Source organism: Corallococcus terminator, from assembly GCF_003611635.1.
GTDB classification, from domain to species: Bacteria; Myxococcota; Myxococcia; order Myxococcales; family Myxococcaceae; genus Corallococcus; species Corallococcus terminator.
This window is the reverse complement of sequence record NZ_RAVZ01000320.1, coordinates 1-11,240: the sequence shown is the minus strand read 5'-3', so window position 1 is coordinate 11,240 and position 11,240 is coordinate 1. Positions and strand designations below refer to the sequence as shown.

The following is an 11,240-nucleotide window of genomic DNA, read 5'->3' as shown; positions in this document are numbered from 1 at the left end:
TGGCCGCATCGGCATCGCGGCGCAGGCGTGCGGCGTGGGCCGGGCGGCGCTGGAAGCGACCGTGTCCTACACCAAGGACCGCAAGGCCTTTGGCCAGGCCGGGCGTTCATAAAAGTAGAGCCCCTCCGGCTGCCGGAAATCGCGTTCGGTGTTAGGAAGGGCGTCCAGGCGGGCATGCAGGGTACCGGGATTGACAGATCCGGTCCGATTCCCCCGTGGATCATCAACTGAGGCGGGGCACGGCTTGACTCCCGGAATATCCGGTGTCTAGGGTGCGCGGCTTCAGAAAGCCTCAGGTCCCTATTGGAGGGACACCCGCAGCTTCCGGTTGCTCCCCGCAGGCGGCTGCGAACACCTCTCAAACAGGGGGCAGTTGTACCGTTTCCAAGGACTTCCACTTCATGCAGCAGAACGTGAACCAGCAGATCGACGGCGGTGACGAAGACTTCGCGGCGATGTTCGAGGCCTCGCTCAAGGAGCGTGGCGGCGACGGAATCCTGAAGGAAGGCGAAATCGTCAAGGGCACGGTCGTGCAGGTGACGAAGGATTTCGCGATTGTCGACATCGGCTACAAGTCCGAGGGTCAGGTCCCGATCTCCGAGTTCACCAATCCCCGCGGTGAGGTCACGGTCAAGGCCGGCGACCCCGTCGAGGTCCTCCTGGAGAGCCGTGAGAACGACACCGGCATGGTCGTCCTCTCCAAGGAGAAGGCCGACAAGATGCGCATCTGGGACGAAATCTCCGCCGCTTGCGAGCGCGATGAGATCGTCAAGGGCACCATCGTCGGACGCGTGAAGGGCGGCCTCTCCGTCGACATCGGCGTGAAGGCGTTCCTGCCCGGCAGCCAGGTGGACATCCGCCCGGTGCGCAACCTTGACCAGTACATTGGCAAGGAGTTCGAGTTCAAGGTCATCAAGTTCAACAAGAAGCGCGGCAACATCGTGCTGTCTCGTCGCGTCCTGCTCGAGAAGCAGCGCGAGGAGATGAAGAAGGAGACCCTCAAGAACCTGAAGGAGGGTGCGGTCCTCAAGGGCGTGGTCAAGAACCTCACGGACTACGGCGCCTTCATCGACCTCGGCGGCATCGACGGCCTGCTGCACATCACCGACATGTCCTGGGGCCGCATCGGTCACCCCAGCGAGATGTTCAACGTCGGTGACGAAGTGCGCGTGGTCGTCCTCAAGTTCGACCCGACGCAGGAGCGCGTCTCCCTGGGCCTCAAGCAGATCCAGGAGGACCCGTGGCACCGCGCCGACGAGAAGTACCCGGTCGGCACCCGCGTGGGCGGCAAGGTCGTGTCCATCACGGACTACGGCGCGTTCATCGAGATCGAGCAGGGCGTGGAAGGCCTCGTCCACGTCAGCGAGATGTCCTGGACCAAGCGTCTCAAGCACCCGTCCAAGATCCTGGAGGTCGGCCAGGTCGTTGAGGCCGTCGTCCTCGACATCGATCCGAAGGCCAAGCGCATCGCGCTGGGCATGAAGCAGATCGAGCAGAACCCCTGGACGCTGCTCGAGGACAAGTACCCGATCGGCTCCGTCATCAAGGGCCAGATCCGCAACGTCACCGACTTCGGCGTGTTCGTCGGCGTCGAGGAGGGCGTGGACGGCCTCGTGCACGTCTCCGACATCTCCTGGACCCAGCGCATCAAGCACCCGGGCGAGATGTTCAAGAAGGGCGACGAGGTCGAGGCCGTGGTGCTCAACATCGACGTCGAGAACGAGCGCTTCAGCCTGGGCATCAAGCAGCTCCAGCCGGATCCCTGGGAGACCCTGTCCGAGCGTCTGCCCGTGGGCAGCCGCGTGAAGGGCAAGGTCACGAAGGTCACCGACTTCGGCGCGTTCGTGGAGATCGAGCCGGGCATCGAAGGCCTCGTCCACGTCTCCGAGCTGAAGGAAGAGCGCGTGGAGAACCCCCGCGACGTGGTGAGCGAGGGCCAGGATGTCGAGGTGAAGCTCATCGACATCAACACCCCCGACCGCAAGGTGGCGCTGTCCATCAAGGCGCTCATCGGCGAGGGCGAGGACTACCGCGAGTACCTGCGCAAGCAGGCCGAAGGGTCCAAGGCCCGTCTGGGCGACGTGATGGCGAGCAAGCTGAAGAAGTAATCAGCCCAACGTCGTGACGTGAATAGCGGCCGGGTTCCCGAGTGGGAGCCCGGCCGTTTCCATTTGATTCGGCCGAAACGCCCCGTGATAAGGGCTTCAGGCACTGTTAGCGAAGGTCCTTCCAGGAGGCAGATCCATGGCTCGTGAAGTCGTCATCGTGGGCGCGGCCCGTACCCCCATCGGCTCCTTCCAGGGCGCCCTGTCCAAGCTCACCGCCCCCCAACTGGGCGCCATCGCCATCAAGGCGGCGCTGGAGCGCGCGGGCGTCAAGCCGGAGGCCGTCCAGGAAGTCATCATGGGCAACGTGCTCCAGGCGGGCGTGGGCCAGGCCCCGGCGCGTCAGGCCACCATCTTCGCGGGCATCCCGGACTCCGTCCCGGCCGTCACGCTGAACAAGGTCTGTGGCTCCGGCCTCAAGGCCGTGATCGCCGCCGCACAGGCCATTGCCCTGGGGGACGCGGACGTCATCGTCGCTGGCGGCATGGAGTCCATGAGCAACGCGCCCTACATCAGCCACACGATGCGCGGCGGAGCTCGCATGGGCAACGTGGAGTTCAAGGACGCGATGATCCACGACGGTCTCTGGGACGTGTACGGCAACGTCCACATGGGCCTGTGTGCCGAGGAGTGTTCCACCTCCCAGGACATCAGCCGCTCCCAGCAGGACGAGTTCGCGCTGGAGTCCACGCGCCGCGCCATCCAGTCCCAGAAGGAAGGCCTGTTCGCGGCGGAGATCGTCCCCGTCCAGATTCCGGGCAAGAAGCCGGACGAGTTCATCACCGTCTCCGAGGATGAAGGCCCCAAGAACGCCAAGCCGGACAAGATCCCGGGCCTGAAGCCGGTGTTCAAGAAGGACGGCACCGTGACGGCCGCCAACGCGTCCTCCATCAACGACGGCGCCGCGGCGCTGGTGCTGATGAGCGAGGAGCGGGCGAAGGCGGAAGGCCGCACCATCCTGGGCCGCATCAAGGGCTACGCGCAGGCGGCCCGCAAGCCGGTGGAGTTCACCATCGCGCCGGCGGACGCCATCAACACGCTGCTCAAGAAGCAGAACGTCGCCGCCAAGGACGTGGACCTCTGGGAGATCAACGAGGCCTTCTCCGTGGTGGCCATCGCGAACAACCGCATCCTCGGCCTGGATCCGTCCAAGGTGAACGTGCGCGGCGGCGCGGTGGTGCTGGGCCACCCGATTGGCGCCTCCGGTGCGCGCGTGCTGGTGACGCTGCTGCAGACGATGAAGGACCAGGACAAGAAGCGGGGCGTCGCGTCGCTGTGCATCGGCGGCGGCGAAGGCATCGCGCTGATGGTCGAGCGCTGAAGGGCGTGACGGAATGAACAAGGTCTACGCGAGCGCGGAGGAAGCGGTCGCCGACATCCCGGACAACATCACCCTCATGAGTGGTGGGTTCGGGCTGTGCGGCAATCCGGAGAACCTCATCACGGCCCTGCACAAGAAGAACGTGAAGGGCCTCACCATCATCTCCAACAATTGCGGCACCACGGAGCTGGGGCTGGGCGTCCTCCTGCAGAACAAGCAGGTGAAGAAGATGGTCGCCAGCTACGTGGGGGAGAACAAGGAGTTCGAGCGCCAGTTCCTCTCCGGGGAGCTGGAGGTGGAGCTCAACCCGCAGGGCACGCTCGCGGAGCGCATCCGCGCGGGGGGCTGCGGCATTGGCGGCTTCTTCACGCCGACGGGCGCGGGCACCCAGGTGGCGGAGGGCAAGGAGTCGCGCATCATCGACGGGCGGCTGCACGTGCTGGAGACGCCGCTCAAGGCGGACTTCGCCATCGTGCACGCGTGGAAGGCGGACACCTGGGGCAACCTGGTGTTCCACAAGACGGCGCGCAACTTCTCCCCGATGATGTGCATGGCGGCCAAGGTCACCATCGTGGAGGCGGAGCACATCGTGCAGCCGGGGGAGCTGGACCCGGACCTGGTGCACATCCCGAGCATCTTCGTGCACCGCATCGTGCAGGCGCAGAACCTCCAGAAGTGGATCGAGCGGCGGACCGTCCGCAAGAAGGCGTCCTGACCCATGCCCCTGTCACGTGAACAGATCGCGCAGCGAATCGCCCAGGAGCTGCGGGACGGCTTCTACGTCAACCTGGGCATCGGCATCCCCACGCTCGTCCCCAACTACATCCCGGAAGGCGTGGAGGTGGTGCTCCAGTCGGAGAACGGCCTGCTCGGCATCGGGCCGTATCCGGAGGAGGGGAAGGAAGATCCGGACCTCATCAACGCGGGCAAGGAGACGGTGACGGTGGTGAAGGGCTCCGCCTTCTTCGACTCCGCGCTGTCGTTCGGGATGATCCGCGGAGGCCACATCGACCTGGCCGTGCTGGGCGCCATGGAGGTCAGCGAAGAGGGCGACCTGGCCAACTGGATGATCCCCGGCAAGATGGTCAAGGGCATGGGCGGCGCCATGGACCTGGCGGTGGGTGCCAAGCGCATCTACGTGGCCATGGAGCACGCCAACAAGGACGGGCAGCCGAAGATTTTGAAGAAGTGCTCGCTGCCGCTGACGGGCCTCAAGTGCGTGCACCACATCGTCACCGACCACGCGTTCATGGACGTCACGCCGGAGGGACTGGTGCTGCGGGAGCTGGCGCCCGGACTGACGGTGGAACGGGTGCAGCAGCTCACGGAGCCGAAGCTGAAGATCGCGCCCGACCTTCGTGAGATGAAGTTCTGAGCCTCCGGGGATAAGGTGCGCTTCCGTTCCCAGGGACGGAAGCCACCTTGCCCCCTCGGAACAGTGGAGCACACCGCATCATGTCCGACACCCTGGAGCATCCCGTCCCCGCGCCGCGCGCCCACCGCATCGACCACGAGCTGCCCGTGGCGTACCGCACGGTGGCGGGCTTCGTGACGGACTGGGCGGTGAACCTGTCGCGCGGCGGGCTGTACATCAACACCCAGCAGCCGCTGCCCGTGGGCACCGTGGTCCGCATCCTGGTGTCGCTGCCGGGTGCGAACTTCCCGGTGGACCTGGCCGGCAAGGTGACGCGGACCAACGCGCAGGGCGCCGAACCGGGCGGAGAAGTGCCGGGGATGGCGGTGGAGTTCGTGGACGTTGATGACGACAAGCGGTCGCGCATCGAAGCGTTCGTGGAGCGCCTGCGGGAAGCCCTGCCGGCGGACGAGCGTGGCAGCACGACCCGGAAGTAGGGCGGCCCGTCCCAGGCGTCCCCCCAGAGCGCCTGCATGCTGACGCTGCCAGAGACCCCCATTGAATTGACGATTGAACGGCTGGGCCAGCTCGGCGAGGGCGTGGCCTCGTGGGAGGGCCGCACCGTCTTCGTGCCCGGCGCCTTCCCAGGCGACACCGTGCGTGTCCTCCTGGAAGCCCACGGGCGCGTGCTGCGCGGCCAGTTGCGGCAGGTGCTCGCGGATGGGGCCGAGCGCGTCACTTCGCGCTGCGTCCTGTCCGAGGCCTGTGGCGGCTGTGACTGGCTGGAGCTGTCGGTGACGGCCCAGCGGTCCGCGAAGCAGGAGATCGTCCTGTCCACGCTGGAGCACCTGGGCCACCTGCCGCGCTCGGGCTTCACCGTGCGACCGTTGATGGTGGCGCCCCGGGACTGGGGCTACCGGCGACGGGCGGTGCTGCATGGGGCGGGGAAGGGGGCGCTCGGCTACTTCGGCCGGCGCACGCACGAGCGCGTTCCGGTGGACCTGTGTCCCGCGCTCACGCCGGTGCTGACCGCGCTGCCCGGGAAGCTGGCCCCGCTGCTCAAGCCCCTGGCCAAGGACACCGAGGAGGTGTTGCTGCTGGCCGAAGGGGACAAGGCCGCGTTCGCGGTGAACCTCTCCGGGTCGGTGACGGCTCGGCATCTGGAGGCCGCGGAGGCCGCCGTGCGCGCCCTGCGGCTGGAGGGCGCGGTGCTGGTGCCGAAGGAGGGCTCCGCGCGGCTGGTGGGCCGTCCGGTGCTGCGCTCGCTGTCGCCGCTGCGGCCGGAAGTGCCGCTGTACCTGCGGCCGGATGCGTTCGCCCAGGCGCACGCGGAGGCCAACGTGGGGCTCGTGTCCTCCGCCATCTACGAACTGGGCGCGAAGGAGACGGACTCGGTGCTGGAGCTGTACTCGGGCAACGGCAACTTCACGTTCCCGTTGGCGGGGACGGCCGAGTCGGTGCTGGGGGTGGAGTCCTCGCCCGTGGGCGTGGAGCTGGCCCAGCGCAGTGCCCGGGATGGTGGGGTGGGCAACGTGCGCTTCATCCAGGGCGACGCTCGCAAGGTGTGCGACGGGCTGGTGGCGGAGGCGCGCAGCTTCGACGTGTGCCTCGCGGACCCGCCTCGCGCCGGGGCTCCGGGACTGGCGAAGTGGATGCGCGCGTTGAACGTGCGCCGGGTGGTGTACGTGGCGTGCGACCCGGCATCGCTTGCCCGGGACGCGGCGGGACTGGTGGAGGCCGGTTACAAGCCGGTCGCGCTCCAGGTGGTGGACATGTTCCCCCAGACGCACCACGTGGAAGCCGTCATGTCGTTCGAACGGTAGGGCACGGAAAGGGACTCGCCATGGACGCACGCATCGTCGAGTTCGCGGAAGTGCTTCGCCAGAACGGCGTGCGCGTCAGCACGTCCGAGGTACAGGACGCGCTGCGCGCCACCGCCGAGGTGGGCCTCCAGGACCGGAGCCTGTTCCGCGCCGTGCTGCGCACCACGCTCGTGAAGCGCGAGCTGGACGTGGAGACCTTCAGCCGCGCGTTCGACTTCTACTTCTCCGGCGCCGCCCGCACGTTCGAGGCCATCGACCAGTCGCTGGCGAAGCAGTTGGAGGAAGAGGGCTATCTGGAAGGTGACCTGCTGAAGATGGTCATCTACCAGATGAACCTGCTCGCGCCGGAGATGTCCCCCCTGGCCCAGGCCATCCTCGCGGGCGACCGCGCCCGGCTGGCGCAGATCTTCCGGCAGGCTTCGCTGCAACTGGACCTGGGGCAGTTGGAGAGCCCGCTCCAGACGGGGTTCTTCACGCGGCGGCTGCTCGCGGGCGCGGGCATGGAGCGGGCTCGTTCCGACCTGAAGTCCATGGAGGACGAGCTGCACGCTCGCGGCCTGAGCGCGGAGGGCATCGAGATCGTCTCGCGCCACGTGGCGGCGGCGATGCGCAAGATTGAAGACGCCGCGCGCCAGGAGGTGAAGCGCCAGTCCGAGGCCCGCATCCGCCGCCGCACGGACTCCGTGACGGAGAAGCCGCTCCACCTGCTGACCCAGGCGGAGGTGGATGAGATGGAGGCCGCCGTGCGCACCATGGCGGAGAAGCTGAAGAGCCGGCTCATCCGCAAGCAGCGCTCGCACCGACGGGGCGCCCTCAACGTGCGCCGCACGCTGCGCCGGAACATGCCCTGGGATGGCATCCCCATGGTGCCGCAGTTCCGCTCTCGCCGGCCCGAGCGCCCGGAGCTGGTGGTGCTCTGCGATGTCTCCGACTCCGTGCGGAACGCTTCTCGGATGATGCTCCTGTTCATGCACACGTTGCAGTCGCTGTTCGTGCGCGTGCGCTCGTTCGTCTTCGTGTCCGACGTGGGGGAAGTCACCCACTTCTTCAAGGACCTGGATGTGAGCGAGGCCATCGACGCGGCGACCGCCGGGCGCACGGTGTCCATGAGCGCGAACTCCAACTACGGCCGCGCGCTGGCGGACTTCACCCGCGATCACCTGGGCAGCATCACCCGCCGCACCACGGTGATGATCATTGGCGACGGCCGGAACAACTACAACGCGAGCAACGCGTGGGCCCTCAAGGACCTGCGCCGCAAGGCGAAGCGGCTGTTGTGGATCTGCCCCGAGGACCGCGGCAACTGGGGCATCGGCGACAGCGAGATGCTCACCTACGAGAAGCACTGTCACCAGGCGGTGGTCGTCACGTCCGTTTCGGACCTGGCCCGCATCGCGGACCAACTTGTCCCCGCCTGAACCCCTTCCCCCGAGGTTCCCCCATGGCTCCGTCCCTCTTCGATGACTACGTGGACGTTCCCAACGTGGAGACCGGCCTCGACTTCGACGCCGCCGATGACCGCACCCTGCGCATGGCCTCCCAGCCGGTGGACAAGGCGCTGCTCGACAGCCTGATCCGCTACCAGGAGACCTTCCTGGCCCACGTGGAGTCGGACGCCACCCCGGACGCGATGGCCCGGGCCCAGACGGCCGCGCTCACCGACAGCGGCCTCACCCTCAAGACGGTGGAGTGGGGGCTCACCGTCCTCCGGGCCTTTGGCGGCCGGCGGTGGACCGCCCAGCGCCTCCAGTCGAAGCTGACGGAGCTGGAGGCCACCTCTGGGGCGGAGGTGGACGCACTGCGCCAGCGCATCCAGAACGAGCTGAAGAAGCAGGAGCGGCACACGGAGGCCCTGGGCCGGCGGTATGGTCCCGACACGGTGACGCTGCTTCGGGAGCACGAGCCGGTGCTGGTCGCCCTGCACACCCGGCTCACGAAGGTGCTCAGCCGGGGATGAACCGGCCCGTCCGCCCGGTTGCATTCCGCGCCCGGTCATCGCATAAGGGCCCGTTTTCACTATAGGCAAACCATGAAGCGCTACTTCATCCACACCTTCGGCTGTCAGATGAACGTCAACGATTCGCTCCGCATGAGCGAAGCGTTGTCGAAGATGTCCTACGTCCCGACACCGGAGCCGGAGAACGCGGACCTCATCATCCTCAACACCTGCTCCATCCGGGAGAAGGCCGAGGACAAGATGTTGTCCGCGCTCGGGCGCTACCGCGCGGTGAAGGCCAGTCGCGGGGCCATCCTGGGCGTGGGCGGCTGCGTGGCCCAGCAGGAGAAGGACAAGCTGCTGAAGAAGGTGCCCTACCTGGACTTCGTCTTCGGCCCGGACAACATCGCGAAGCTGCCGGAGGTCATCACCCGCGTGCAGGAAGCGCGCGAGCGGGTGGTGGAGACCGCCTTCGTGGACTCCGAGGAGTACGTCTTCCCGCGCGCCGACGCGGAGACGTCCCGGGGCAAGGTGACCGAGTTCGTCACCGTGATGAAGGGCTGCGACAACGTCTGCTCGTTCTGCGTCGTGCCGCACACCCGTGGCCGCGAGGTGAGCCGCGCGTTCCCGGAAGTGCTCGTGGAAGTGGCGGATCTGGCGCGCGTGGGCCTGCGCGAAGTCACGCTCATCGGCCAGAACGTCAACTCGTACATGGGCGGCATCAGCTTCGCGCAGTTGCTGCTGCGCACCGCGGAGGTGCCCGGCATCGAACGCGTGCGCTTCACCACCAGCCATCCGCATGACCTGTCGGATGAGCTGATCGAAGCGTTCCGCATCCAGCCGAAGATCGCCCCGCACTTCCACCTACCGGTGCAGTGCGGCAGCGATCGCATCCTGAAGATGATGCGCCGCGACTACACCGTGGAGCAGTACCTGGTGCAGCTCGCGAAGCTGCGCGCCGCGCGCCCCGGCATCGCCGTCACCACCGACATCATCGTGGGCTTCCCCGGAGAGACCGAGGAAGAGTTCGAGATGACGATGAAGCTCACGGAGCTGGTGAAGTACGAGAACCAGTTCTCCTTCGTCTACAGCCCGCGCCCCAAGACGGGCGCCGCGCTGCGCGAGAAGGACTGGGGCCCCATCCCGCACGAGGTGAAGGTGGCCCGGCTGGAGCGCCTGCAGAAGCTCCAGCGGCGCATCAGCGGCGAGTACACCCAGTCCCAGGTGGGCCTGGACGTGGAGGTCATGGTCGAGGGCCGTTCGCGCTACGACGCCACCAAGCGCTTCGGACGCACGCCGGAGAACCGCACCGTCAACTTCGAAGGGGATGCTCCCGCGGGCTCCTTCGTGACGGTGCACATCGAGCGCGCCACGCCCAACCAGCTCCAGGGCAGGCAGGTGGCGGTGCTCAAGGAACCCACCGTGGCGCCGCTGCCGGTGGAACTCCCGGTGCCGCTGCACGTGCCCGCCGAGGCCTGACGCTTCACCCCGTCGTTCCGGAGGTCACACCATGGCGTTGAGGCCGTTTCGCGGGGTGTCCCCCCGCGTCCATCCGAGCTGCTTCGTCGAGGACTCCGCCCACGTGGTGGGCGACGTGGAGCTGGGCGAGGACTCCTCCGTCTGGTTCAACTCCGTGCTGCGCGGGGACGTGAACTCCATCCGCATCGGCAAGCGCACCAACATTCAGGACCTCACCATGGTGCATGTCACCACCCAGGGTGACTCCACGACGGTGGGCGACGACTGCACGGTGGGCCACCGGGTCATCCTCCACGGCTGCATCGTGGGCAACCGCGTCCTCGTCGGAATGGGCGCCATCCTGATGGACGGGGTGGAGGTGGGGGACGACTGCATCATCGGCGCCGGCGCGCTGCTGACACCCGGCACGAAGATTCCCCCGGGCTCCCTCGTGGTGGGCTCACCGGGCAAGGTGAAGCGCCCCATCAACGACGGCGAACGTGAGTTCCTGGTCCAGTCCGCCCTGCACTACGTCGAGACCGCCTCCGAGCACCGCGCGAGCCGCTGACGGCGCCGGGTTGTGCGTGTTAGGAACACCCCCATGGCTCTCGTGCCCGAGACGACCCTGAAGGCCTGCCCGCTGTTCAAGGGCTTCACCGACACCGGCATCGCCATCTTCGCGTCGGCGGCCGTGTCGCGCGCCTTTCCCAAGGGGACGGCGCTGTTCTCCGAGGGCAAGGCCGGTGACTCGCTGCTCATCGTCGGCGAGGGCACCGTGCGGCTGAGCGCCCGCAACCCCGGGGGCGAGGATGTGTCCCTGGGCGAGGTCACCGTGGGGGAACCCCTGGGTGAGCTGGCGCTCGTGCAGAAGGGGGAGCGGCTGTGTACCGCCACCGCCCAGACGGACGTGATGGCGCTGGAGATCCGCTCGGCGGACTTCCAGAAGCTGCTCGCCCAGAAGCCCCAGGCCTGCATCAAGCTGCTGATGGGCATTGTCAGCCACTTCGGCGCCAAGGCGCGGGAGAACCGGGACATGCTGCGCACGCTCGTCGTGCGGTCCACGAGCACCTGAACCTTCCGGGGCTCCGGGCCCGGGCAGGTAGGGTGTTGGGTGGAGGGCCTCGACCTCGTGCCAGGAGGTCGGAAGGGCAGGGAGGCGCTGCCACTCGCACGGGATGTGGTTACTGTCCTCGCCGGAAGTGGAACCTGTGGGCTCCCATGTTGGAGCACAGGGCTGTCTCTT

General features: G+C 67.4%; 11 protein-coding genes and 1 pseudogene. All 12 read left to right on the top strand.

All coding sequences use genetic code 11. The features are described from left to right. A pseudogene (locus D7V88_RS32955) lies at positions 1-97 on the top strand (acyl-CoA dehydrogenase family protein); the annotation flags it as partial. A 304-nt stretch (positions 98-401) separates the two neighbouring features. Beyond that, entirely contained in the window at positions 402-2,108 is a 1,707-nt protein-coding gene (locus tag D7V88_RS32950; RefSeq protein WP_120537923.1) for a 30S ribosomal protein S1, read from the top strand. 136 nt (positions 2,109-2,244) lie between these two features. After that, positions 2,245-3,426, top strand: a complete 1,182-nt coding sequence (locus tag D7V88_RS32945; RefSeq protein WP_120544587.1) for a thiolase family protein — start codon at positions 2,245-2,247, stop codon at positions 3,424-3,426. Positions 3,427-3,439: 13 nt separating this feature from the next. Next, the gene (locus D7V88_RS32940) at positions 3,440-4,141 is read left to right on the top strand and encodes a CoA transferase subunit A (protein WP_120544586.1); all 702 of its coding nucleotides are present in this window, start codon (positions 3,440-3,442) and stop codon (positions 4,139-4,141) included. Between the two features lie 3 nt (positions 4,142-4,144). Then, positions 4,145-4,801, top strand: a complete 657-nt coding sequence (locus D7V88_RS32935; RefSeq protein WP_120544585.1) for a CoA transferase subunit B — start codon at positions 4,145-4,147, stop codon at positions 4,799-4,801. A gap of 80 nt (positions 4,802-4,881) precedes the next feature. Further along, entirely contained in the window at positions 4,882-5,277 is a 396-nt protein-coding gene (locus D7V88_RS32930) for a PilZ domain-containing protein (RefSeq protein WP_120544584.1), read from the top strand. A 36-nt stretch (positions 5,278-5,313) separates the two neighbouring features. Next, complete coding sequence (locus D7V88_RS32925) at positions 5,314-6,603, top strand: class I SAM-dependent RNA methyltransferase (RefSeq protein ID WP_120544583.1); 1,290 nt, start codon at positions 5,314-5,316, stop codon at positions 6,601-6,603. A 20-nt stretch (positions 6,604-6,623) separates the two neighbouring features. Continuing rightward, a complete protein-coding gene (locus D7V88_RS32920) occupies positions 6,624-8,021 on the top strand; it encodes a vWA domain-containing protein (RefSeq protein WP_120538131.1) in 1,398 nt (465 codons plus the stop codon). Positions 8,022-8,044: 23 nt separating this feature from the next. Further along, positions 8,045-8,560, top strand: a complete 516-nt coding sequence (locus D7V88_RS32915; RefSeq protein ID WP_120544582.1) for a hypothetical protein — start codon at positions 8,045-8,047, stop codon at positions 8,558-8,560. Between the two features lie 72 nt (positions 8,561-8,632). Next, positions 8,633-10,018: a tRNA (N6-isopentenyl adenosine(37)-C2)-methylthiotransferase MiaB gene (gene miaB / locus D7V88_RS32910; protein ID WP_120544581.1), complete on the top strand. Its 1,386-nt coding sequence runs from the start codon at positions 8,633-8,635 to the stop codon at positions 10,016-10,018. Between the two features lie 31 nt (positions 10,019-10,049). Further along, positions 10,050-10,565: a gamma carbonic anhydrase family protein gene (locus tag D7V88_RS32905; RefSeq protein WP_120544580.1), complete on the top strand. Its 516-nt coding sequence runs from the start codon at positions 10,050-10,052 to the stop codon at positions 10,563-10,565. 33 nt (positions 10,566-10,598) lie between these two features. Further along, positions 10,599-11,069, top strand: coding sequence for a cyclic nucleotide-binding domain-containing protein (locus D7V88_RS32900; RefSeq protein ID WP_120544579.1), 471 nt, complete (start codon positions 10,599-10,601; stop codon positions 11,067-11,069). Positions 11,070-11,240: the final 171 nt, after the last annotated feature.

Excerpts from the sequence above, each read along its gene's own strand:
- D7V88_RS32950 (WP_120537923.1), top strand. The coding sequence starts at position 402 with ATGCAGCAGAACGTGAACCAGCAGATCGACGGCGGTGACGAAGACTTC.
- D7V88_RS32945 (WP_120544587.1), top strand. The coding sequence starts at position 2,245 with ATGGCTCGTGAAGTCGTCATCGTGGGCGCGGCCCGTACCCCCATCGGC.
- D7V88_RS32940 (WP_120544586.1), top strand. The coding sequence starts at position 3,440 with ATGAACAAGGTCTACGCGAGCGCGGAGGAAGCGGTCGCCGACATCCCG.
- D7V88_RS32935 (WP_120544585.1), top strand. The coding sequence starts at position 4,145 with ATGCCCCTGTCACGTGAACAGATCGCGCAGCGAATCGCCCAGGAGCTG.
- D7V88_RS32930 (WP_120544584.1), top strand. The coding sequence starts at position 4,882 with ATGTCCGACACCCTGGAGCATCCCGTCCCCGCGCCGCGCGCCCACCGC.
- D7V88_RS32925 (WP_120544583.1), top strand. The coding sequence starts at position 5,314 with ATGCTGACGCTGCCAGAGACCCCCATTGAATTGACGATTGAACGGCTG.
- D7V88_RS32920 (WP_120538131.1), top strand. The coding sequence starts at position 6,624 with ATGGACGCACGCATCGTCGAGTTCGCGGAAGTGCTTCGCCAGAACGGC.
- D7V88_RS32915 (WP_120544582.1), top strand. The coding sequence starts at position 8,045 with ATGGCTCCGTCCCTCTTCGATGACTACGTGGACGTTCCCAACGTGGAG.
- miaB (WP_120544581.1), top strand. The coding sequence starts at position 8,633 with ATGAAGCGCTACTTCATCCACACCTTCGGCTGTCAGATGAACGTCAAC.
- D7V88_RS32905 (WP_120544580.1), top strand. The coding sequence starts at position 10,050 with ATGGCGTTGAGGCCGTTTCGCGGGGTGTCCCCCCGCGTCCATCCGAGC.
- D7V88_RS32900 (WP_120544579.1), top strand. The coding sequence starts at position 10,599 with ATGGCTCTCGTGCCCGAGACGACCCTGAAGGCCTGCCCGCTGTTCAAG.